Source organism: Rossellomorea sp. y25 (assembly GCF_038049935.1).
Classification (GTDB): Bacteria; Bacillota; Bacilli; order Bacillales; family Bacillaceae_B; genus Rossellomorea.
This window is the reverse complement of record NZ_CP145886.1, coordinates 4,579,344-4,603,427: the sequence shown is the minus strand read 5'-3', so window position 1 is coordinate 4,603,427 and position 24,084 is coordinate 4,579,344. Positions and strand designations below refer to the sequence as shown.

At 40.1% G+C, this 24,084-nt stretch carries 20 protein-coding genes, 4 tRNA genes, 1 pseudogene and 1 riboswitch; of the genes and pseudogenes, 20 read left to right on the top strand and 5 right to left on the bottom strand.

Going from position 1 to position 24,084, the window contains the following annotated elements:
* Nucleotide 1 precedes the first annotated feature (1 nt).
* The 18 genes and pseudogenes from AAEM60_RS22925 to AAEM60_RS22840 all read left to right on the top strand — a co-directional run.
* The gene (locus AAEM60_RS22925) at nucleotides 2-1,243 is read left to right on the top strand and encodes a glutathionylspermidine synthase family protein (protein WP_341357218.1); all 1,242 of its coding nucleotides are present in this window, start codon (nucleotides 2-4) and stop codon (nucleotides 1,241-1,243) included.
* Between the two features lie 15 nt (nucleotides 1,244-1,258).
* Nucleotides 1,259-1,672, top strand: a complete 414-nt coding sequence (locus AAEM60_RS22920; RefSeq protein ID WP_148970568.1) for a DUF350 domain-containing protein — start codon at nucleotides 1,259-1,261, stop codon at nucleotides 1,670-1,672.
* Nucleotides 1,673-1,926: 254 nt separating this feature from the next.
* The gene (locus AAEM60_RS22915) at nucleotides 1,927-2,892 is read left to right on the top strand and encodes a nuclease-related domain-containing protein (RefSeq protein ID WP_299745500.1); all 966 of its coding nucleotides are present in this window, start codon (nucleotides 1,927-1,929) and stop codon (nucleotides 2,890-2,892) included.
* Nucleotides 2,893-3,068: 176 nt separating this feature from the next.
* Nucleotides 3,069-3,144: transfer RNA gene (locus AAEM60_RS22910), tRNA-Lys, on the top strand.
* A gap of 14 nt (nucleotides 3,145-3,158) precedes the next feature.
* Nucleotides 3,159-3,230, top strand: a tRNA-Glu gene (locus tag AAEM60_RS22905).
* A 121-nt stretch (nucleotides 3,231-3,351) separates the two neighbouring features.
* A tRNA-Asp gene (locus tag AAEM60_RS22900) sits at nucleotides 3,352-3,428 on the top strand.
* 29 nt (nucleotides 3,429-3,457) lie between these two features.
* Nucleotides 3,458-3,530: transfer RNA gene (locus AAEM60_RS22895), tRNA-Phe, on the top strand.
* 352 nt (nucleotides 3,531-3,882) lie between these two features.
* Nucleotides 3,883-5,370: a M23 family metallopeptidase gene (locus AAEM60_RS22890; RefSeq protein ID WP_341357217.1), complete on the top strand. Its 1,488-nt coding sequence runs from the start codon at nucleotides 3,883-3,885 to the stop codon at nucleotides 5,368-5,370.
* Nucleotides 5,371-5,586: 216 nt separating this feature from the next.
* Nucleotides 5,587-6,294 carry a response regulator YycF gene (gene yycF, locus AAEM60_RS22885; protein ID WP_299745494.1) on the top strand — a complete coding sequence of 236 codons (708 nt, stop codon included), beginning with the start codon at nucleotides 5,587-5,589 and terminating at the stop codon, nucleotides 6,292-6,294.
* Between the two features lie 6 nt (nucleotides 6,295-6,300).
* On the top strand, nucleotides 6,301-8,124 hold the full coding sequence (walK, locus tag AAEM60_RS22880; RefSeq protein WP_299745491.1) for a cell wall metabolism sensor histidine kinase WalK: 1,824 nt from the start codon (nucleotides 6,301-6,303) through the stop codon (nucleotides 8,122-8,124).
* Nucleotides 8,121-9,473: a two-component system activity regulator YycH gene (gene yycH, locus AAEM60_RS22875; RefSeq protein WP_299745488.1), complete on the top strand. Its 1,353-nt coding sequence runs from the start codon at nucleotides 8,121-8,123 to the stop codon at nucleotides 9,471-9,473. Before walK ends, yycH begins: the two co-directional genes overlap by 4 nt.
* Entirely contained in the window at nucleotides 9,460-10,269 is an 810-nt protein-coding gene (yycI, locus tag AAEM60_RS22870) for a two-component system regulatory protein YycI (RefSeq protein ID WP_299745485.1), read from the top strand. Before yycH ends, yycI begins: the two co-directional genes overlap by 14 nt.
* A gap of 5 nt (nucleotides 10,270-10,274) precedes the next feature.
* Nucleotides 10,275-11,069 (top strand): MBL fold metallo-hydrolase, encoded by a 795-nt coding sequence (locus AAEM60_RS22865; protein WP_341357216.1) that lies wholly within the window; start codon nucleotides 10,275-10,277, stop codon nucleotides 11,067-11,069.
* A 232-nt stretch (nucleotides 11,070-11,301) separates the two neighbouring features.
* Nucleotides 11,302-12,543: a trypsin-like peptidase domain-containing protein gene (locus AAEM60_RS22860; protein ID WP_341357215.1), complete on the top strand. Its 1,242-nt coding sequence runs from the start codon at nucleotides 11,302-11,304 to the stop codon at nucleotides 12,541-12,543.
* Between the two features lie 120 nt (nucleotides 12,544-12,663).
* Nucleotides 12,664-12,822, top strand: a complete 159-nt coding sequence (locus AAEM60_RS22855; protein WP_299745476.1) for a CxxH/CxxC protein — start codon at nucleotides 12,664-12,666, stop codon at nucleotides 12,820-12,822.
* Between the two features lie 94 nt (nucleotides 12,823-12,916).
* The gene (gene rlmH / locus AAEM60_RS22850; protein WP_299745473.1) at nucleotides 12,917-13,396 is read left to right on the top strand and encodes a 23S rRNA (pseudouridine(1915)-N(3))-methyltransferase RlmH; all 480 of its coding nucleotides are present in this window, start codon (nucleotides 12,917-12,919) and stop codon (nucleotides 13,394-13,396) included.
* A gap of 157 nt (nucleotides 13,397-13,553) precedes the next feature.
* Nucleotides 13,554-13,636, top strand: a riboswitch (glycine riboswitch).
* A gap of 158 nt (nucleotides 13,637-13,794) precedes the next feature.
* On the top strand, nucleotides 13,795-15,165 hold the full coding sequence (locus AAEM60_RS22845; RefSeq protein ID WP_299745470.1) for an amino acid permease: 1,371 nt from the start codon (nucleotides 13,795-13,797) through the stop codon (nucleotides 15,163-15,165).
* A 19-nt stretch (nucleotides 15,166-15,184) separates the two neighbouring features.
* Nucleotides 15,185-15,529 (top strand): annotated as a pseudogene (locus AAEM60_RS22840) (Gfo/Idh/MocA family oxidoreductase); the annotation flags it as partial.
* A gap of 100 nt (nucleotides 15,530-15,629) precedes the next feature.
* Here AAEM60_RS22840 and AAEM60_RS22835 read toward each other — a convergent pair.
* The gene (locus tag AAEM60_RS22835; protein ID WP_299745467.1) at nucleotides 15,630-16,811 is read right to left on the bottom strand and encodes an MFS transporter; all 1,182 of its coding nucleotides are present in this window, start codon (nucleotides 16,809-16,811) and stop codon (nucleotides 15,630-15,632) included.
* 81 nt (nucleotides 16,812-16,892) lie between these two features.
* On the opposite strand from AAEM60_RS22835, the gene yeiL reads away from it, so the two are divergent.
* On the top strand, nucleotides 16,893-17,564 hold the full coding sequence (gene yeiL / locus AAEM60_RS22830) for a transcriptional regulator YeiL (RefSeq protein WP_299745464.1): 672 nt from the start codon (nucleotides 16,893-16,895) through the stop codon (nucleotides 17,562-17,564).
* Nucleotides 17,565-17,941: 377 nt separating this feature from the next.
* Here the strand turns inward: yeiL and AAEM60_RS22825 are convergent, their stop codons facing one another.
* From AAEM60_RS22825 to AAEM60_RS22815, 3 genes are all read right to left on the bottom strand, one after another.
* A complete protein-coding gene (locus tag AAEM60_RS22825) occupies nucleotides 17,942-18,100 on the bottom strand; it encodes a hypothetical protein (RefSeq protein ID WP_341357214.1) in 159 nt (52 codons plus the stop codon).
* Between the two features lie 353 nt (nucleotides 18,101-18,453).
* On the bottom strand, nucleotides 18,454-19,065 hold the full coding sequence (locus AAEM60_RS22820; RefSeq protein WP_299745461.1) for a YetF domain-containing protein: 612 nt from the start codon (nucleotides 19,063-19,065) through the stop codon (nucleotides 18,454-18,456).
* Between the two features lie 26 nt (nucleotides 19,066-19,091).
* Nucleotides 19,092-20,408 (bottom strand): voltage-gated chloride channel family protein, encoded by a 1,317-nt coding sequence (locus AAEM60_RS22815; protein ID WP_341357213.1) that lies wholly within the window; start codon nucleotides 20,406-20,408, stop codon nucleotides 19,092-19,094.
* 479 nt (nucleotides 20,409-20,887) lie between these two features.
* On the opposite strand from AAEM60_RS22815, the gene AAEM60_RS22810 reads away from it, so the two are divergent.
* A complete protein-coding gene (locus tag AAEM60_RS22810) occupies nucleotides 20,888-22,390 on the top strand; it encodes a malate:quinone oxidoreductase (protein ID WP_299745455.1) in 1,503 nt (500 codons plus the stop codon).
* 87 nt (nucleotides 22,391-22,477) lie between these two features.
* On the opposite strand, the gene AAEM60_RS22805 is transcribed toward AAEM60_RS22810, so the two are convergent.
* Entirely contained in the window at nucleotides 22,478-24,001 is a 1,524-nt protein-coding gene (locus AAEM60_RS22805) for a vanadium-dependent haloperoxidase (RefSeq protein WP_341357212.1), read from the bottom strand.
* Nucleotides 24,002-24,084: the final 83 nt, after the last annotated feature.

Sequence of the window (24,084 nt, the reverse complement as noted above, 5' to 3'; positions counted from 1 at the left end):
TATGACAGCCTCTCACCGTGAAAAAAGAAACTCTTTCTATGAGCGTATTCCTGAATTTTGGCATGATTTGTATGACATGGAGTACTCATTATTGGATATTAAGATGGAATCACGTGACACGATTTCAGCGATACATGAAGCATCCCGAAGAGTGTACAGTATTTATCAAAAAAGTGCGGATCTACTTCGTGAGTTGGAAGATCATACCCTTCTGGAGCTAGGTTTTCCAGAGGAATCCCTGTCCTATATAAGGTTTAAGTCCATTCCTCAAGAGTGTATTGTTGGCCGATTTGATTTCGTTGTAAGCGGAGAGGAAATCAAGCTATTAGAATTCAATAGCGACACCCCCACCTTTATCAAGGAGCTTTATCATGTGAATGAAAAGGTTTGTCAGTATTTCGGGTGTTCAAATCCTAATGAGGGATTCGAGACGGGATTAGCGAAAGAGCTAAAGCGGGCACTCTTATCATCCTGGAAGTCTTTGCAACGGGAAGGCGAACCTAAGATCGTCTTCACCTCTCACCAGGATCACGAAGAGGATCACCTGACAACAAAATATCTACAAAAGCTTTCAGGTGTGCCGTCTGAATATGTGAGCCTGGATCAGCTGCAAATTCGAGAAAGTGGCCTTTATACTCCTCAAGGGGAGCGGATCGATGTATTGTACCGGCCGACGTATCCTATCGAACATCTCATTGATGATAAGGACCCTCTTACAGAAGAGCAAGTGGGCTTGGACCTGATGCAAATGGTAATGGAAAAAAAGCTTGCCATCTTGAATCCCCCCTCCGCATTTTTACTTCAATCTAAAGGAGTTCAAGCACTTATATGGGGTCTTCATGAAGCATCTAGTTCCTTCTATACAGATGAGGAACATCAATGGATCAAACAATACTTTCTTCCAACCTACTTAGATGCTGATTATTTCGAGAAGAATGGGATCACCTACGTTCAAAAGCCTGCATTTGGCCGAGAAGGAGATACGGTCAAAATCATGGAAGCGACAGGAAAGATCCTTTTAGAAGATAAAAAAGAAACTTATAAGCAGACCCTGCCAGTGTTCCAACAATTTATCCCTCTGCCTGTTACTGCGATTAAGACGGATGAAGGAATGAAGGATGCAAGCTTGATGGTCGGCAGTTTCATTATTAATGGTACGGCCGGTGCAATCGGAATACGGGCTGGTAACGCCATCACCGATAACGAATCATACTTTCTGCCTGTAGGGTTACAGGAGAAATAAAAAGGAGAGAAACTCATGCAAATCATAACAAGTGAAGCATTACTCAGCTTTTTAGCTCACGTCGGAACGGGCCTGGGACTAATGATCCTCGGAATCACCGTTTTCGCCTTTACCACCAAATTCTCTGAAGCTACCTTAATCAGGGAGGGAAACATTGCCGTTGCCCTCAAACTATGGGGAAAAGCCATCGGACTCGCCATCGTCATCTACACCGTCTGGGCTAACAGCCTGAATCTGCTTGACGCCTTTATCTGGGGACTCATCGGGATCGCGACTCAAGTCATCGCATACTGGATCATTGAGTATGTTCTGACACCTAAGACGAATTTAGCGAAGAAAGTGGAAGAAGGCAATATTGCCATCGGATTCAGCCTATTCTCAGCTGCGATTGTAGTGGGATTGGTTGTGGCTGCAAGTTTGACTTATTAAGGGTTGATATGGAGGTCTGCTGTTGGAGCGCTTTTGTTGGTGCTCTGGTGGTGGGTCTTTTTTGATAGTAGACTCTAGGTATTTTCGGCGTAAATGCATTTTTGAAAATAAAATTCTATTTTTGAAAATAAAAGGTCAAGTTTTGAAAATAAACCTCTCTCACATCACTTTATTGCTAAGATATCATCAGAAAAAAGCAGGATTTCTTTAATAAAAGTAGAAAATAAATAAAAAATCAGTATTGGAGTGATGAAATGATCAGTAAAGAACGTCATTTTCCGATTAAAATTCAAAAGTTGCAGGTCCTGCTCTTACGTATCCTTGAGACCCATTCTAAAACAAACTTTATTAAAGAAAACCTCTCAAAAAGTCTTGCCGGTTATAATGGTGAGAAATCAATCGACTATTATTTAAGCCTTCTCCCCGACAAATCCTTTTATATTCTTCATGATTTACGCCTCTTACTAAACGGTCTTTATTTCCAGATTGATACGTTACTATTAACTAAAAGCTTTGCACTCATTTTAGAAGTGAAAAATTTAGCCGGGTCGATAGACTTTGATTCAATCTTTAATCAAATGATTCAGAAGAAGAACGGTGTTGAATTCGCATTGCCTGATCCTATTATTCAAATTGGCAGACAAGAATCTCAATTTAGATCATGGTTACATGAGCATCATTTCCCTCCAATCCCTATTCGTACACTCATCGTTATCAGTAACCCACAAACAATTATTCGTTCACATGATAAGAATGTAAGTCAAAAAGTCATCCACGCGGCTTTGCTTCCCCAAAAAATTTCTCAAATCTATAATGAATCTCAAAATAATATTTTACTAGATAAAGATATTAGAAGGATGATTAAGCTTATTAAAAAATTTGATACCCCGCTGAATCCCTCGGTACTAAATCAATATAATATATCCAGGCAAGAAATAATAAATGGAGTGTTTTGTGAAATTTGTAGTTATCTTCCCTTAGATAGAGTGCATGGATACTGGTTCTGTCCTAAATGTAAAACAAAATCGAAATTAGCTCATCTTAAGTCACTCGAGCATTATAATCTTCTTTTTGGAGAAGAAATTACCGGACAGCAACTGAAAAGTTTTTTAAGGATTTCTTCACCCGCTCTTGCAACAAGAATATTAAACTCCGTATGTATAGGGTATCGTGGAAAAGGAAAAGGACGAGTCCACACTTTGCCATCTAAGCAAAAGTAGCTTTGAGAAATTACTTCCTATCGGGCATTTCCCCAAAATTATTCCCTAAGAAATAATTTTCGACAATAAATCCAAAAAAACTATTGCCCTCGACATTCATACTATGATAATATTAATTTCGTTGTCACGAAAGCGGCTTTGATCAAGCTTGCTAAACGTGTTTATATATATACTTAGAGCCATTAGCTCAGTTGGTAGAGCATCTGACTTTTAATCAGAGGGTCGAAGGTTCGAATCCTTCATGGCTCACCATTTTTTCTTTACATGGCCCATTGGTCAAGCGGTTAAGACACCGCCCTTTCACGGCGGTAACACGGGTTCGAATCCCGTATGGGTCATTTTTATTTTCTCGAAGTGAGAATTGATAGTTTAAGTGATGTAACTTCATGAAAATATTATGCTAGCAAGTTTTTTGCTGAAGTAAATATTGATAGCGATTTTGCTAACACAAAAAACTCTGGTCCGGTAGTTCAGTTGGTTAGAATGCCTGCCTGTCACGCAGGAGGTCGCGGGTTCGAGTCCCGTCCGGACCGCCATTTACATATTTAGATTCTTAAAACAATATGGCTCAGTAGCTCAGTTGGTAGAGCAATGGACTGAAAATCCATGTGTCGGCGGTTCGATTCCGTCCTGAGCCATCTTACAAAAAGTACTGCGACGACTTTGACTCTCGTAGTACTTTTTTATTTGCGCTTGTAACATGAATGTAACAAGAAACCACGAATTTCATCTAATTTCTACCAAGATTGTTTCAACGGCTAATCCACCTTTAGACCCATGCAATTCCCACTGCAATGCTAAAAATACGAAAAAACGCTTACATCGTCCTCTAATTAATTATACAGTTTTATTACAATCCTGATTCCATGTCCCGGATTTCGTCGAATTATGGTAAATTAGTAAAGTACGAATTTTATAGAATTTTACTAAATTAGGCTTAATGAACTACCGTAACTGGGATTTTTGCTTTAGTTTATAGGAGGCAAGTCAATGAGTTTTGGAGAGAAGTTATCACCCATTTTAGAAAAATATAAAAAACTTAATATTCGACATAGATCTAATCAATTTGTAAAAAAAGTAGGGATTACCACGCTCGCTCTTTCTACTTTGACATTTTCATCGGCGGCAGCGAATACAGGATCGGATGAAGATCTGCAAACGATCTATCATGTATACATGGGTAGTGAGTATGTAGGAGCTGTTACAAGCCAGGAAGAAGTAGAATCCGTCTTGGATGAGAAGCTGGCTGAAGCGAAGAAAGAGTACACTGAATATCAGGTGGATTTTAATGAAGAAGTAACGTACATACCTGAGAATGTGTTTACAGCTACGAAAACAAACAATCAAAAGGTTATTGAAAGTCTAAATGAATCTGTATCAGTTGAAGCAAATGCTTTTGCTGTAGTTGTGAACAATAAACCGGTTGCTTATGTAAAAGACGAAAAGGCTGCTGAAAAAGCGTTAAAGTCATTTAAGCTCAACTATGTTTCTGAAGATGAGCTAAACGAATTGGAAACGCGAAAAAATGATTCTTCATCTACTCCTTTACCCGCTTTAAAGGAAAATGAAACACGTTTATTAGAAGTTTCTTTTAAAGAAGAGGTAGAGATGAAGAAGACGCAAGTGGAGCCGGAAGAAATGATGTCTTCTGAGGAAGCAGCAGATCTTCTTAAGAAGGGTACGTTAGAAGAAAAGAAATATAAGGTTCAAGAAGGTGATGCTCTTGGTACGATTGCAGAAGAGCATCAGTTAACTACTGGGAAATTGCTGGAGTTAAACTCAGAGTTAAAAGAAGACGATGCCCTGAAAATTGGTTCAGAGCTAAACGTAACTGTATATGAGCCACTTGTTCATGTTCTTGTTAAGAAAGAAGCAAACAAGATCGAAAAGATTGCCTATGAGAAAGAAGTAGTTGAAGACTCTTCTATGAATAAAGGCGATACGAAAGTGAAGCAGGAAGGTCAAGATGGTGAAAAATCCGTTACGTTTGAAACGTCAGAAGTGAACGGTTCTCAAATCGAGAAAAATGTAAAAGAAGAAAAGAAACTAAAAGATCCAGTGAAATACATTGTCATTAAAGGAACAAAAGCAACTCCGTCCAGGGGATCAGGAAACTTTGCATGGCCGACAAATGGCGGCTACATCTCCTCTAAGCAAGGACCAAGATGGGGTAAAGTTCATAAAGGGATCGACATTGCGCGACCAGATAATCCTACAATCAAATCCGTAGATAACGGAAGAGTCGTTTCTGCCGGTTGGGACGATGGCGGTTATGGAAATAAAGTTGTGATTGATCATGGAAATGGATATAAAACGATTTATGCTCATTTAGATTCCATTTCAGTCTCTGCCGGTCAAACGGTGGAAAGAGGCCAAAAAATCGGTATCATGGGTACAACTGGTGAATCTACAGGGGTTCACCTGCATATCGAAGTTTACAAAAATGGATCACTTATTAATCCATTGGATGTTTTGTAATTTTATATAGGTAATCAAGCATGGGACTGACACAATCATTTTATTTGTCAGTCCCCTTTGTTATATTTAGATTGTAGTCAAAAAGAAATGAAATAAAGGTTATGATAGAGTAAAAGATGAATTAATATGGAGATAGTGATAAATTTAAAGGAAGAATCCTATACTAATCACAACTTTTTATGATAAATTACTTTTTTCTAAAGGAGATCAATTGATATGGAAAAGAAAATATTAGTCGTTGACGATGAGAAACCGATTGCAGATATACTACAGTTTAATTTGAAAAAAGAAGGCTATGAAGTACATTGCGCGTACGATGGAGATGAAGCGGTAAAGATGGCGGAAGAAATTAGGCCGGATCTGGTCCTTCTTGATATTATGCTTCCCAATCGTGACGGAATGGAAGTTTGCCGTGAAATCAGGAAGAAGTATGAAATGCCTATTATCATGCTGACAGCGAAAGACTCAGAAATTGACAAGGTATTGGGATTAGAACTTGGAGCCGATGATTACGTGACGAAACCGTTTAGTACACGTGAGCTCATCGCCCGGGTAAAAGCGAATTTGCGACGTCATCAGCAGGGTGCGCAGCAAAACGTTGAGGATGAGAACAATGAAATTACCGTTGGTTCTTTAACCATTCATCCTGATGCGTATGTTGTTTCTAAAAGAGGGGAAACGATTGAGCTGACACATCGTGAGTTTGAACTTCTTCATTATTTAGCGAAGCATATTGGACAAGTGATGACCCGAGAACATTTGCTTCAAACTGTTTGGGGTTATGATTACTACGGAGATGTACGTACAGTTGATGTTACCGTCAGACGTCTCCGCGAGAAAATAGAAGACAACCCAAGTCACCCTACCTGGATCGTAACTCGTAGAGGAGTCGGTTATTACTTACGAAATCCTGAACAGGAGTAATTTGTAATGAAGAAAGTTGGTTTAACTCGTTCAATCCATCTTAAATTTGTTTTGATTTATGTTCTGCTCATACTTCTCGCCATGCAAATCATTGGCGTATATTTTGTTAGAGCCCTTGAAGAAAAACTTGTCGATAATTTCCAGACGTCTATTAAAAATAGAGTGGAATTATTAGAGTATACAATTCGTGAAGAAATAGTAAAGAAACGCAGTGAAGATGATCCCACACTCGAAGAGGACATCGGGAGAGTATTAGATGATAGCAAAACGTCGGATATTTCCGAAATTCGAGTGATTAATAATAGAAACAAAATTATTGGCACCTCTGATCCCAATAACCAGAGTTTAGTCGGTCAGGTCAGCGGAGAAAAAGAGGTTAAAAGAGCCCTCGCTGTGGGCTTAGGTCATGAGGATATCTATCTTGATGATCAGACGAAAGATCGTATCTGGGTGTATGCAGCACCAATCACTTCAAATGAAGAAGTCATTGGTGCTATTTATCTTGTCGGTGAAATAGAATCGGTTTATGACCAAATGAGTGAGATCAATAAGATTTTTACGAATGGTACATTAATTGCTTTAGTCATAACAGCAGTATTGGGAGTGTTATTGGCTCAAACCGTAACGAGACCGATATCTGATATGAGGAAACAAGCACTCGCAATGGCAAAAGGAAACTTTTCCAGGAAAGTAAAGGTCTACGGTTACGATGAAATAGGTCAGCTTGCGATTACATTCAATAATTTGACAAAACGCCTTCAAGAAGCCCAAGCAACGACGGAGGGCGAGCGAAGAAAGCTTTCATCTGTACTTTCTTATATGACGGATGGTGTCATTGCGACAGATCGAAAAGGCAGGGTCATTCTGATTAATGATCCTGCAGCGGATATGCTGAATGTTTCACGTGAAACAGTCGTTTCTCAACCCATTGTATCCTTATTGGGATTGGATGAGGAATACACGTTTGATGATCTATCCAATGAACAGGATTCGATCATTTTAGATTACAGTACGAAAGAAAAACCATATATTCTAAGGGCGAATTTCTCTATCATTCAAAAAGAGACCGGGTTTGTGAACGGTCTTATAACGGTATTACATGATATTACGGAGCAGGAGAAAATTGATTTAGAGAGACGGGAATTTGTGGCAAATGTTTCCCACGAACTTCGCACGCCGCTTACAACGATGAGAAGCTACTTAGAGGCATTGGCTGAAGGGGCATGGCAAGATGAAAACATCGCACCTCAATTCCTTGATGTTACTCAGAATGAGACGGAGAGAATGATCCGTTTAGTAAACGATCTTCTTCAATTATCAAAAATGGATAGTAAGGACTATCGTTTTAATAAAGATTGGGTTGATTTCATCCTCTTTTTCCATAAAATCATTGATCGATTTGAAATGACAAAGAATGTGAATGTGACCTTTAACCGTTACTTACCAGACAAAGCCATGTTTGTGGAAGTGGATCAGGATAAAATCACTCAGGTTTTGGATAACATCATTTCGAACGCTTTGAAATATTCACCTGAGGGTGGAACCATTACATTCAAGGTGCAAGAAAAGGACGGATATATTGAAATCAGTATTTCAGACCAGGGATTAGGGATTCCGAAAGAAAATCTGGAGAAAATCTTTGAACGTTTCTATCGTGTCGATAAAGCCAGAACAAGACAAATGGGTGGCACAGGACTTGGCCTTGCCATAGCAAAAGAAATGATTTCAGCACATGGTGGTGACGTATGGGCGACGAGCATTGAAGGAAAAGGAACTACCATTACATTCACTCTCCCATATGATTCCACTCAAGAGGATGATTGGTCATGAATTATGAAAAAATCAAATCGATAATTCTAACGCTGCTCGTATGCATCAGTATATTCCTTACCTTCAATCTTTGGACGTATCAACCAGGCTACGATACGATTAATAGCGATGAAGCGTACGATGTGTCTGTGGGAGACAAGATACCCGAGAATGAGCTTAACAGCGTTTTAATTAAACCATTTAAACTTTTCTATCATTCAGGAAATAAGACAGTTGGTACTTCAAATGAAACCGAAATCAATAAGGTTATTGAACAATTAAGAGGCTGGACTCTATTCGATCTGAAAGATCTTTCAAGAGAGTATAATATGTCAGAGATCAAATCTGTTATACACGGTGAGAAAAAGATCGAAATTGTTTTCCCGGACAATGTTCCACTCTCGATTTATAGTCAAGTGTTAAAATTAGAGGAGAAAAGTACACTGAATGGTTCCTTTAACCGTATCATTATCGATTTAAATAATAATGGTTCAGATACAGGTTCCGTGTATTTTGTTTTATATGAAGAAGGAGAAAAGAAATTTTATGAAAGCCGGGTAGACCGTGCCAGTTTAGAAGCTTTCGAAAAAAGCTTTGTTCAAAAAGCCGTTTATAATTTTGATGAATATATGGAGCAGCCATTAAATAATGAAAAAACGATTTTTCTGCCCAAAAATCCTGAGGATTATATAAGCTATAGATATTATTCAGACCTAGATTCCCCAGAAGAGTATGTACAGGCACTGTTTAGCGATCCCAATAGTGTAGATAAGGGATTTACCGAGCAGGGAGAAAAATATACAAATGTGTATAGTATATTAAAAACGAATAAAGAACATAACACGTTGTCTTATGTGAATCCATCCGAAGAAAAAAATGGAGGATCATCTGCCACGGAGCTGCTTCAAAAAAGTATGGAGTTTGTCAATGACCATGGTGGCTGGACCGAAGACTATCAATATTTCTCGATGAGCCCTCTTGAGAATAAAATCGTATACCGGCTGTTTATGGAAAGCTATCCTGTTTTTAATGAAAATGGGATGGCTGAAATTTCTCAAATCATGGGTCAGGAGTCGATTAACGAGTACAATCGTCCATACTTTAAATTAGATATTAATCTGCTTCCTGATAGAATAGAAGAGGTTAGATTGCCAGCAGGATCCACCGTTTTATATCTTCTGGCAAAGGATGATACAATCAACCTTGAGTACCTAGAAGATGTCATTGTCGGATATAAGATGACAAGGGATTCGAATGAATCAAATAGAAAATTCCTTGTATTTGAACCTTCCTGGTATTATAAATACGATGGTAATTGGTTACGCCTACCTTTGGAAGATGAGGAGGGCCTTGGAATTGGACTGGAGTAAAACGAAGAGCATTTTCATTATTGTCTTTCTTATTTTGGATATCTTTTTGATGTCGCTGTTCATTAACAAAGTTTCTGAGAGCAATCCCGAAACGTTGAGCCAAGTATCCTTTGAAGAACAATTAAAGACTGATAATATTGATTACCCAAAAAGTCTATCAAAGGATCCGATAAAAGAAGCCTATATTAGTGCAAAAACAAAAACGTTTTCAGAGAAGGAAATCGAAAAGTTAAAAAATCAAGATGTCAGTGTCGTCACGGATAATACAATTCATTCAACCTTAGAGGAACCATTTCCCATAAGTGAAAAGTTTTCACCTGATGAATTAAACGATTTTATGAAAAATCAGGTCGTTAACGGTGAAAAGTACAGCTTCTGGAAATATAATAAAGATGAACAAACGATCATTTACTATCAGACGTATAAAGACAGGCAGATTTTTAACAACTCAAATGGTAAAGTGATTCTTAGTCTAAATAAAGAAAGTGAAATCGTCTCTTACAAACAAACACTGCTTGAAAATTTAGAAGAATTAAGCGGCAAAAAGAAAAGCCTGCTTACTTCTCTCCAAGCTCTTCAGGTTTTGTGGACCAACCATAAGATAAGCTCGGGTAGTAAGATCAAAACACCTGAACTGGGATATTACACTTTTTTATCACGCGAAGAATCCCAAGTCCTGGCACCAACCTGGCATTTTGTCGTTGAATCAGGTGACAAAAAAGAAGACCTATTTATTAATGCAGTTGAAGGACAGATTTTCGAAGTCACCAAACCAGAAAAAGAAACATTGGAGTGAGAGATATGACCATGCATTTTAGTGTACTTGCCAGTGGCAGTACAGGAAATGCGATATTTGTGGAGACGGAAGAACATTCCTTTCTTGTCGATGCAGGATTAAGCGGCAAGCAGATGGAGGGGTTGTTCAGTCGGATAGATAGAAAGATAGAAGATTTGTCGGGTATTCTTGTTACCCACGAGCATAGTGATCATATCAAGGGAATTGGTGTACTTGCGAGAAAGTACAAGCTTCCTATCTACGCCAACGATAAGACATGGAATGCCATGGACGGGTTAGTAGGGAAAATAGATACGGAACAGAAGTTTTCGTTTGATATGGAAACAGCCAAGCACTTTGGAGGATTGAGCATTGAGTCCTTCGGGGTTTCACATGATGCGGCAGAGCCAATGTTCTATATTTTCCACCAGGGAGAGAAAAAGCTTGTCCTGGTAACGGACACGGGATATGTAAGTGATCGGATGAAAGGAATCATTTCCAATGCCGATGCGTATGTATTTGAAAGTAATCATGATGTGGGGATGCTCCGAATGTGCCGGTATCCTTGGAATATAAAGCGTAGAATTCTGAGTGATTATGGCCATGTATCCAATGAGGATGCGGCCATTGCCATGAGTGAAGTGATGGGTGATAGAACCAAAGGAATTTATTTAGCCCATCTCAGCCTCGATAATAATATGAAAGATCTAGCAAGGATGAGTGTCACCCAGACACTCGAGTCAAAAGGAATAGTAGTGGGAGAACAAATTGATTTATTTGATACGGACCCTAAAGTACCAACACCTTTAGTTGCGATTTAAACCGATTCAAATGTTTATGATTTTTCTTTTGAAGGTATGAAAAAGGTGAGGGCTGCTGTCTTCACCTTTTTTTGTCTTCTAAGCAAGACACCTCCACTTTAGGGTTTACATATCTATCAACTTTATGGAATTACTTTCATTTTTTTCATCATTTTTTAATTTAATCTGACTATAATCATGCTTGTAAAGATAAAATAACAAAAGGAATAGAACGTAGAAAGGATGAAGTTAGATGGGATATTATGATTCAGATCATAATTCTGAAAGCCGGAGCAGGCAAAAGGGCAATCGGGGAGGAATGTTCCTTGCCGGGTTATTGGGAGTTGTACTTGGAGCAATCTTGGTCATTGTGGCGATTCCTCAGTTAACCAACTTTGATATCTTACCCTATTCAATTCAACCCGACGAAGACCTGAAAGAAACGGATGAAGCTTATCATAATGGAACCACTCAAAATGTTTCCGTCGATGTCACAACGGATGTGACGAAAGCCGTTGAGAAAGCTGGCGATTCTGTTGTAGGAATTACGAACATCCAATCTCAAAGCTTCTGGGGACAGGGGGAAGGACAAACCCAGGATCAACAAGCAGGGACAGGATCCGGGGTAATGTATAAAAAAGAGGGTAATAAGGTTTATATCGTAACCAATAATCATGTTGTAGAAGGCGCAGATCAGCTTGAGGTGACGCTTGCGGACGGCACAAAGGTACCGGCTGAAATGCGTGGTGCGGATATTTGGACAGACCTGGCTGTAATCGAAATCGATGGCAGCCAAATCAAGAAAGACGATATTGCTGAGTTTGGAAATTCAGATAAGCTGAAAGCGGGAGAGCCAGTTATTGCGATTGGTAACCCACTGGGACTGCAATTTTCAGGTTCTGTTACACAGGGGGTTGTTTCGGGTGTTGAGAGAACGATTCCGGTCGATATTAACCAGGATGGGATGGAAGATTGGAATGCAGAGGTTCTGCAAACTGATGCAGCCATCAACCCGGGTAACAGTGGTGGAGCGTTAATCAATATTTCCGGCCAGCTGATCGGAATCAACTCCATGAAAATTGCACAGAGTGCGGTAGAAGGAATCGGACTTGCCATCCCGATTAACTATGCTCAGCCAATTATTGAAGATCTTGAGCAGTACGGTGAGGTCAAGCGTCCTGCAATGGGTGTGACACTGGAGGATGTGAATAAGATTTCTGCCTATCACCAGCAGGAAACATTGAAGCTTCCGAAAGAAATCAACTATGGTGTTATGATTAGACAAACCGTTCCCAATTCTCCAGCTGCCCAGGCCGGATTACAAGAGCTCGATGTGATTACGGAGCTTGACGGAGAGAAAATTGAAAATGTCATTGAGTTAAGAAAGCATCTATATAACAAAAAAGACGTAAATGATCAGATGAAGGTTACGTTCTATCGAAACGGTGAAAAGAAAGAAGTAACCATGAAACTTACTGACGAATCCAGGTTATAGAATGTGGATAAGCGAAAAGCAGGAAGGCAAAGCGCCCTTTCCTGCTTTTTCTTTACATGATATGATAATTGTGGATAAGTATATAGAGTATATTTTGAGTTAAGTATAGGAGGAAAAAACATGATTTACTGCTGCTTAGAGCATGTAGAATTAGCTATGGATATTGTCGTGGATGAACATGAGGTAGCCCCTCAACTAACAGAGCTTCCTGAAAATGAAAAGTTATCCACAACCTGTGAATATTGTGGGAATAACGCAATATATATAGTGGCGAACTAATATTCCCATACGATATGTGGATCGGATTTGTGGATATGTGGATAAAGTCTGTGGATAACGTGTTTGTAAATTGTTTGTAAAGCGAGTGTGGATAGTGAATATCACCATTGTAACGGTCGGGAAATTAAAAGAGAAGTATTTAAAGCAAGGAATAGGTGAATATGTAAAGCGCTTAGGTGCTTATGCAAAGATAGAAATAGTGGAGCTTGCCGACGAAAAAGCCCCGGAAGTATTGAGTGAATCTGAAATAGAGCAAGTGAAGAATAAAGAAGGCGAACGGATCTTAGCTAAGATCTCTCCTGATCATCATGTCATTGCCCTGGCCATCCAAGGGAAAATGCGTTCATCGGAAGAACTTGCCGATAATCTGGACAAGCTTGCTACTTACGGGAAAAGCAAAGTTGCGTTTGTCATTGGTGGTTCATTAGGTTTGAGTGATGATGTAATCAAGAGATCAAATGAAACCCTCTCGTTTTCCAAAATGACCTTTCCCCATCAGCTGATGCGACTGATCCTGGTGGAGCAGATTTATCGGGCGTTTCGCATTAATCGGGGTGAACCGTACCATAAATAAAAAATCATCGAATAAATTCATCTACAGGAAATGGATGTCTTCCCTATTGACAAAACACCTAACTCCTACTAGAATAATCAACTATTCGAGAGAATAATAATAACCAAACAGTTTAATTACGTAGAAAGCTATGATTGCTATGGATAATACTATAGCAGGAGCAGCTTCTGGAGAGACCGCGAGAGTTTTTTGCGGCGCCGAAGGGTTCATAATCTCAGGCAAAAGGACAGAAGAGTATCGGATATTTATTTTGGTGTGCCCGTAATGATTGTTGCTGGCATACAAAATCGTATTTGTTATTCTTATGACCATGAGATTGGAGCGCATCCAGTCTCTTTTTTTTGTATTCATTTATTGCTCGATGTATCACATTGGAAGGCTGTAAGGAGGAGTTAAGGTTGGAACAACGAAAATTAAAGAGGGATTTATCGAATCGCCATGTTCAGCTGATTGCCATTGGCGGTACGATTGGTACGGGGTTATTTTTAGGTTCTGGTAAAGCGATACAGCTTGCAGGTCCCTCGATCATCTTTGCTTATTTGATCGTGGGTATTGCCCTGTTTTTTGTGATGAGAGCGCTTGGAGAGTTGCTGTTGTCCAATGCGGGTTATCAGTCGTTAACGGATATTGCGGAAGAGTATCTTGGAGCCTGGGCGTCCTTTGTAACGGGCTGGACCTATTGGTTCTGCTGGATCATGACGGCCATGGCCGATGTGATTGCTGTTGGTGTATACGTGAACTATTGGTTCCATATCCCGCAGTGGATACCGGCACTCATCTGCGTAATCATTTTATTGGGGCTCAACCTATTGACGGTGAAACTCTTTGGGGAATTGGAGTATTGGTTTGCTTTAATCAAGGTCATGACGATTCTTGCGTTGATCGGTGTCGGTGTTGTGCTGCTGGTGATGGGATTCAAGACGGATGCAGGGGCGGTTACGGTTACGAATCTGTGGGAACATGGAGGTTTTTTCCCGAACGGAATTTCAGGGTTTTTACTTTCATTCCAAATGGTCATCTTTGCCTATGTCGGTGTGGAATTAGTAGCCGTATCGGCAGCAGAAACATCTGATCCACATAAAAATATCCCATCGGCCATCAATAAAATTCCTTTGAGGATTTTATTTTTCTACGTCGGCGCGCTGATTGTGCTCTTATGTATTAACCCATGGACGGGTCTAAATGCTTCAGAAAGTCCGTTTGTTAAAACATTCAGCTTAATCGGAATTCCCCTGGCTGCCGGAATCATCAATTTTGTGGTGCTGACATCAGCGGCTTCTGCCTGCAACAGCGGCATGTTCTCCACGAGCCGGATTCTATATAATTTAAGTCATCATAACCAAGGGCCGTCTCAGTTTGCAAAACTGAATAAAAATCATGTACCAAGTAATGGGTTATTCATCTCCACACTGGTCATATCCGCAGGAGCCCTGTTAAGCAAACTGTTACCAGAGCAAGCCTTTGGGATCGTGACAACCATCAGTGCGATTTGCTTCATATGGGTCTGGGGTGTGATTCTGATCAGCCATATAAAGTATAAGAAAACACGTCCGCAATTACAATTGAAATCAACATTCAAAGCACCACTTACACCTTTTGTGAATTACGTCGTGCTCACAATGTTTGCTGTGATCCTGGTGATTATGCTGTTTTCTGAGGCTACTCGTCCAGCCTTATTATTGACTCCCCTTTGGTTCATTCTTTTATTTATCTTATATGGGATGAAGAGAAAAAAGGAAAAACATCAAGGGTTGATGCATCAATCGTAGTAAAAATCAGGTATGAAGGATACTAACGGAAAAGAAAAGCGGCCCTGCTTTTCAAAAGGTTGAAAACTCGGAACTAATTGCAGTTATGCGGAGAACGGGTGAGCTGGCAAGGGATTATGCAGAGAGACATCGTGTCCCGAAGTGGTATGATGACGCGGATGCATTGATTAACGACCCTGAGGTGGATGCGGTTTATATAGATACGCCGCCGGACTCACATGAGGAATATACGCTGAAGGCAGCCGCAGCGGGGAAACCTGTCTATGTGGAGAAGCCGATGGCACGTAACGCAAAGGAATGCAATGAAATGGCGGCTGCCTGCAAAGAAGCTGAGGTTCCTCTATATGTGGCATACTACCGCCGTGGATCTTTAGTGTCAGCGTAGCAAGTCTCTCCAACAAAGAAAAGAAGAAGTTTATCCATATTGAAATAAACTTCTTCTTTTCTTTAAACGTACGAATGTATTAACGTGCATCAGCAGACAATAAAACGTTCTTTTCCACTTCCAATTTCCGATACACAAGGGCAATGAACATCGCCGGCAAGCTGCAAGCAAGCATTCCGATGAATGCGTATCTTGGCTCAATTTCATATAAAAACCCTCCGAATATCGTAAACACCGCTGTGCTCCAGCTAAGTGCAAAGGCTGAATACATGCCTTGAGCCTTTGGGATGAGTGTATGCGGAACGTTTGTTGTTAAGTATTTCATAAAAGCATAGTGCCCCATAGCAAACGAAAATGCATGCAGCGTCTGTGCAATACAAAACACCATAACGTTTGGAAACGAAAACACTAAAACCCACCGCAGAGAAGAGCCGGCTGCAGCTAGCGCCAATAAGGTTCCAGGTGAGAATCGATTAAAGCGTTTGTCGGCCATTGAAAAAAAGATAATTTCTGCAATGACGGCAATGTTAATAATGACACCGATGAGATAGATGGGTGCATGAATTTCTTGTAAAAAGATGTAGCCATAGTTGTAATAAGTAGCGTGGGCTGCTTGAAGTAGCACAACAATAATAAGGACAACCAAGAAATGTTTCGTCTGGAATAAATCAAAGATATAGACCTTTATGGATTGGTTTACTTGCGGTTTCTTCGATAAAATCTCTGGGGCACTCGTTAAGCTAAGAGCGACAAAGCAGCTGGTTCCAAGCAATAGTGCCCAAAAAATAACGTTATCACCAAACATTCCTGTAAAAACCGTTAACAGTATTCCTACCGAGACAAATCCGATAGATCCCCACTGTCGGCTTTTCCCATAGTGCTTCAATTGCTTACTTTGCACAAGAACGCCGGCAACGCTGTCTAAAGCCGGCATTAAGGTCGGGTAAAAGATGTGTAGTATAACGGTTACGATTAGTAAGGCGGGGAATGAGTCAGCCGGAATATAGCAAAGAATCGCGATCAATGTACCGATTCCAGCTATGTTTAAGAGTGTTTTATTACTGACCCTATCTAATACATATGGAAAAGCAAAAAGTGTGGAAAGACCTCTCGCCACCAAACCGATACTCATGATAAAACTGGCTTCTGAAACCGAAATGCCTTTCGTTTGTATCATCCAGCCTGACCAATAAGGCAGAAAGATTCCCCAGGTCAGAAAAAAACTAAAAAAATGTGTGCTCATCCAACGTTGTGTATTCATTTGTATCCTCCTTATCAATCGCATGATATCATGAGAATAAAGAAGATTAATATGAGATATCTCATATTTTCGAGGTGGAAGATGGAAATTTATAAAGGTGAGAAAAAGCGGTTATATTTAGAAAATCTCTCAATCGCTCAACGATTTTCTTTTCATATTGAAGAATTTATTGAAGTGCGGGAGTATAAGCGGGATGAATGGATCATTCAAGAAGGAAAGAGACCTGATTACTTATATTATGTGACAGAAGGAAAGGCAAAAATATACGTCACGCATCAAAATGGAAAAGTATCGCTCATTAACTTTATCAATGCTCATGATTATATTGGTGAGATGGAATTATTAAACGATGTGTACTATACAAAAGGAATTCAAGCATCCACAAAAACAGTCTGTTTTGCAATGCCTTTTTCCAAGTATCGAACCAAACTGCTTGAAGATACAAAATTCCTTCGTGAATTGACAAAATTCTTGAGTCTGAAAGCAACGTTAATGGCAGCCAAGTATTCACAGAGCCTTGCTTTTCCCTTGGAAAACAGGCTTGCAGACTTTATTTTACAAACGTCCGATAAAGGAGTTTACCTGGAAAAGCACGTCATTGTTTGTGATTATTTAGGCGTCTCTTACCGACACCTGCTGCATGTCCTGACACAGTTTTGTGAAAAGGGGTATTTGCAAAAAGAAGGCAGGAACTATCGGATTAAAAAGCAGCATGCTTTGTATGAGCTTGCCGAAGCCATAAAGAATAAATAAATGTTGATCTCTTGAGTTCTTGACATCTGATATGTTTAGATACAAAAGGTGAACCTTACCATATAGTAAATGGTGAAAGTTGCTGAAAAGGTTGGAATTAAGGAAGGCACGGAGGGTTGAAGAAGAGTATTTTGATTCAGAGGAGAATCCTTGTGATTAATGCACTGATTATCACAGTTGCGGCCATCTTTGCAATAAAAGGCCTAGAAAGGTGTAGGCAAAACCAATGAAGAAAGTGGGGAATCTACTGCTTCGAACATTTTGTGGAGCAAGGTCATCGCTATTCCGAAGTCAACGTGGACAAGTCTCCGACTCGGAAATCTCCATGTTTACGGTTACTTCGCTTTGGGTTGTTTGATGACTTCGTCCTGCCACATTTAATACAGATAGATGATAAACGCAAAACCGGCCATCATAGCAACAATAGCTATTGTAAACAAAGTCGATTCACCCGATACCAGTCCCATCCGTTGCCATACCCGGTAAACGATGTACATAAATAACCCATCCAACAATATATTGACAGTCAAATACATCCAAAATTCCCCGAAAGTAAAGCGGAATATCCAGATAACTATAACTAAATATGCTCCATACAACCAAGGGACCGGGACGACTTTATCCCACCCGAACAGAATTAATGACATGAAACAAATTATTCTCTGGTCACTCTTGATATTGCCTTGGGCGTCCTTGTTTTTTTGAAAATGGATACGGTACGCAGGTACATGCCGGTCGCTCTATTTATGACAGTTATTCATACCTTGGCATATCAAGCGGCTTACCATTATGGATGGTGGAAAGAGACAGGTTCCAGACCCTGAAGTATCCCTGATTTAAAACTTTAATAATTATGTCGCCTTAATTAGGTGCCATTAAGCATTTACTCTTAATCCAGATTCTCTTTAGGTTTTTTTTTATGCTTTCTATTTTTAACCTCGGTAAATAGGTTATCTGAGGTACTTGAATGTGTTTTTGAATTATCATTGGGTGGATTAGATTGATTTGATTCAATCAATGCTTTCAACATTTGAATATCCTCTTTCGTAGCATATTGCTTATCAGATTTCAGCATATAACCTAATTGCCCGTTTGATTCTATTGTTGCCCATTGTAAATCAGTAAAATGCTGAATCTTTTGTTGTCTCATTCGTACTTCAAGCATATCAACAGTTAACCTCAGTTTTTTTAAATTGCTTTCATTAACTTGTCCATTTTCGACTACTAAAAGTGATTTTCCATATATTAAAGTTTCTAGAGTATTCGACCTCAAAACCATATACTCAATAGAAATAAGCGTAAGTACCATTAAAAAGGTAATCACCATCGTAATCCAGATGTTTCTGTCACCCACAGGTTGAATAATCAATGATCCGACCGCTATCATCATGACAGTCTGAGCAACCGTAAGCTGTGAGATTGACTTTCTTCCAGCTAACCGTAAAATAAGGACTCCTCCAACGACGACAACAATTGCTTTCCATATGAAGTGAAAATCCATAAGCATCCGCCCCCCTTTCTGAACAATCAATTGTGTTTAGTGCTTTTTTTCTTTTTTTCTACATTTTCTATGGTTTCTCCAGGTGGAAGATTATATAACCTGCTCTTAGGGTCATATATTTTTTGAGATGGCCATAGTCCATGATGTCCTGAAAATAAATAGCTGACTAAACATGCAACCAAAAAGTACTCTAATCCTTTACCGTTAAACATCTCAATTGCCAGCAGGAAAGCAGCTATAGGGGTATTGGCCCCCCCGGAAAAAACCGCGATTAATCCTAAAGCGGCAAGAAATGACATAGGTAAGTCAATGAACGTGTGTAAGGCATTACCTAATGTTGCCCCGATAAAAAATAAAGGGATGGCTTCCCCGCCGACAAAGCCGCTGCCTAGAGTTACCGCGGTAAATACCAGCTTGCCCAGGAAAGCAAAAGTCGGCACCTCTTCTGAAAAAGATTGTTGAAGCATTTGTAATCCCCGGCCATTGTAGTCTTGTGAACCCACAATTAAAGTTAATGCCACAATGACAATTCCTCCAAAAAAGGCTCTCTTCATATGGTTTTTCTTAAAAATCTTTTCAGAGAAATTTTGTATTCCGTGCCTCAACTGACAGTACAAAACACTCATGAGGCTAAAAATGACTGCTAAAAGAATAACTTTTAAAAACGTAATAGACGATATTTCCGGTACTTTTTGTATAATGAATTCTTCGTGTTTATGTCCCCAAGCTGCTGTAGTTACATAGTGGCCAACAAAGCTGGCCGTAACACAAGGAACAAGTGCTTCAAATTTCAGTTTGCCTAAAGCTGCCATCTCAATCCCAAAAATAGCACCAGTTATGGGCGCTCCAAAGGCAGACCCAAAACCAGCACTTATACCGCTCATAATGAAAATTTTCTTGTCGAATTTGTTTACCTTGAAAAATTTGTTGACTGCTGCAGATACACTCCCTCCCATTTGGACAGCTGCCCCTTCCCTACCCGTAGAACCACCAAAAAGGACGGTGATAAAAGTCCCCAAATAGACGATCGGTCCCATTCTTCGCGGTACCTCTTTTTTTCCATGCACTGAGTCTATCACGAGGTTATTTAATTCAGCGGTGTCATTCAAAGTATTATTCAAAAATACCTTTCCATAGTTCATATATATGTATCCTATGATAATTCCTCCAAAGGGAAGAAGGAAGATAAGCCAATCTCTTTTTGATCTTATATCATCTCCTAGATAATCGTTTGTCTCTAAAAGAAAAGTTGTTGCCGAGCCAACAATTAAACCAATTATGCTTCCAAAGAAAATCCATTGACCAAGAATTAAATAAAAGTTTTTATGTTTTAGAAGTATCAATAATTCACCTTATTTCTAATTTAGTGGGAATATTGATTCTAGTTTTACCCAGTGTATTAAAATTATTAAAATAAGTATGGAATAACTAAGGATTGAATGAAGCAATTGGTATCATACCTTTCAGAATAAATGTGTCCTACACACTAATCTAAAGATTCTCATATAGATACATGAGGTGAAGTGTCACAAACATTCAGACTAGTAAACCTAAGTTCTATACCCTTAAAAAAAAAAGGGTCAATTTTTTGCTTTCTCTAGGTTTCTGCCACCTTGAAAACAGACTTTCCACTTTTTTAAAAGCTCAAAATAGTATATAATTATCAGATAATGGTAGATATTTTGATCCCAAAATCATTATAATAGATTATGGTATGGTTATAACAGAACAGGTGAATTCCAGGGTGGCGCCTTGCTTTAAGTGAGACCCGAGCAGGTGCGCTTACTCTTTTTTGAAAATATAAAGAGTAAGGAAGGTTATCATGAGCAGCATACAGAAAAAGACAGACGTAATTTTAATTGGTGCCGGAGTCATGAGCGCGACTTTGGGATCATTGCTGAAAGAGTTAGCACCGGATTGGGAAATTAAAGTGTTTGAGAAACTGGCAGACGCGGGGGAAGAAAGCTCGAATGAATGGAATAATGCGGGTACAGGACACGCTGCATTGTGCGAGCTTAACTATACGTCAGAGAAACCAGACGGATCGGTAGATATAAGTAAAGCGATTAAAATCAATGAACAGTTTCAGCTATCAAGACAGTTTTGGTCCTATCTTGTAAACAAAGGTTTGATAGGTAATCCGCAGGACTTTATCATGCCTATACCTCATATGAGTATGGTACAAGGGGAAAAAAATGTAGCGTTTTTGAAGAAACGATTGGAAGCGCTCTCAAGCAACCCTCTGTTTCAAGGGATGGAATTTTCCGATGACCCTGTCAAACTGAAGGAGTGGATTCCGCTTATCATGGAAGGCCGTACATCGAATGAACCGATAGCGGCGACCAAAATCGACTCTGGGACAGACGTCAACTTCGGGGCTTTAACACGAATGATGTTTGACCACTTAAAGAGTAAAAATGTCGAGATGAACTACAAGCACAGTGTGAAGGATCTTAAACGTACAAGCGACGGGTCGTGGGAAGTTAAGGTGCATAATATTGATAGCGGCAAAATCGAACACCACATGGCAAAATTTGTCTTTATCGGCGGTGGGGGCGGTAGTCTGCCATTACTGCAAAAAACCGGTATTCCAGAATCGAAACATATTGGGGGATTCCCGGTAAGCGGACTATTTATGGTATGTAACAATCCGGAAGTAGTGGCGCAGCATCATGCTAAAGTATATGGTAAAGCCAAGGTGGGGGCACCTCCAATGTCCGTTCCGCATCTTGATACTAGATATATCGATAACAAAAAGTCGTTACTGTTTGGACCGTTTGCAGGCTTTTCGCCCAAGTTTTTAAAAACAGGTTCAAATCTTGATCTGATCGGTTCCGTCAAACCGAATAATGTCCTCACGATGCTCGCGGCAGGTGCTAAAGAGATGTCATTGACCAAATACCTGATCCAGCAAGTATTGTTGTCGAATGAAAAACGCTTGGAAGAATTACGGGAGTTCATACCAAACGCTAAACTCGAAGATTGGGATATCGTAGTAGCCGGCCAACGTGTGCAAGTGATCAAAGATACTGAGGCAGGTGGTAAGGGAACACTCCAATTCGGTACGGAAGTGGTCAGTGCCGCTGATGGTTCAGTCGCTGCACTACTTGGCGCATCCCCTGGAGCTTCCACTGCCGTTCACGTTATGCTTGAATTATTTGAAAAATGCTTCCCGCAACATATAAGCGAATGGGAACCGAAATTGAAACAAATGATTCCTTCATATGGGGTGTCATTAGTGGAAAACCCTGAGCTGTTTAAAGAAATTCATACTTCAACGGCAGAGACGCTTGGTCTAAGCGAGAAAGAGTTAGCTTATAGTTGATTCTCTGTATGTTTTTTAAAAGATCATTATAGTTAAAAACCCAAGTCGACCAGTCCCTGTCGGCTTGGGTTTCTTTATTGTACTTTACTAGATTTTAATCGTGGTACCGTCAAATTTTGTGAGGGTGAATCCCTCGAACTTCTCATTATAAGTGGCCTTGTAATCACGAAGGATACCAATGGCTATCGATTCTCCAAGTTGGAACCCATTGATACCGCTGGCACGATAGTGAACACCGGCGGCATCCCGTCCATTCGCAATATTATAGGCAAGTTTATTCAATTCACCGCCGACAGTGAGAGGTGGACCTTCATACCGATCCAAGGACAGACCATCGCTTGTTGCTACGACAGGATCAGGAATGACGAATGATTCGTTGAACAATGCCTTTAGCATCGTCACCATCGCCCCGACAAATGAAGCATGTCCAGCGGGATAAGATGGATGTGTAGGACAGCCTTCTGGGTAAGCCTGAGGTAAAAGATAGGATCCATATTTTTTATAGGTTTCCTCTACTGCCTTTGAGTTGAGTACATCAGGATGAATAGGATAATCGGCTTTTCCTATCAGCTTGTTGTGGATGCGCCCACCGAATTCCTCAGGTCGAAGCCGTCGATGGACCAGCCATTTTTGGTACCAGGCTGCTTCTAAACCTGGACGGGCTGCTCTTGTCACAAAATCCAGTATATGTGGAATTCCAAAGGTAGGGAAACCGATTTGTGTGTCAGATTCGAGATAAGGATTATTCTTATCCCATGCGGCAGTCCCATAACCGAGCAGGATCAAACATGCACCAAATCCACTTTCAATGGAGAGATCGTTATGAACAAATTGAGCCATATCTCGTGCATTTCGAATATAACGAGGGATAGGATCATAATCAGGACCAGGTGGTATGGAACCATTCTGAATGGCAAGCCAATCATCGTAGTCGGTTAAAAAGTCTTCCCCTTCCTTAGTTGTTCGATAGCGTTGGGTAATATTAGTCGCCACATAAGGGATGTCTTTCCAAAGAAATTGTGAAATATACGGACCTGTCAATGCTCCTTGGAGATTGTCCCGGAATAATGTCCCGGTGGTGACTTTACCATCAACTTTAGGCCCGCGAAAATCTGATAAGGTAGATAGCTCATTTGCAGCTGCAATCGTTAGAGGATTCGTGTCATATTCGTTGAAAGGGATATCCCGTGTAAGTGCTTGCCAGTAAAGCTCCACCATTTCAGCAGCGATTTCTGGACTACTGAAGGACGGAGCCGGCGGTATAACCAATTGGTGACTGTCCGGTCCAACCATTTCAAATGCATAAGCAGCTTGAGGGTCTACCAGTTTCCTTTCACCAGCAAGTGGAAGATTTTCAAAATCATCTGGATCGCCAGAATTCAGAATCTGAATATATTTGTCATAAGCCTCAACATCTACCTCCCCGAGTTCATTATGAGGTAGCCCTTTTGAAAAATTGGCTGTTTTCTCAGGATATTTTACCTCGTCTCCATTATTGGGGTGGCTCGGTGTGGGAAGTAGTTTATAGAACAAGGAGGCCCTTACACGAAGGATGAGGACCTTCATTCGTCGTAACCACGTTGATAAATACTCTATTAACTTAAATTTCAAATGTCTTACTCCTTTCTATATGATTTTATTACCATCGTATGTAATGAAATCAATAAGGAGTGGACATACCTACTGGTTTTCCC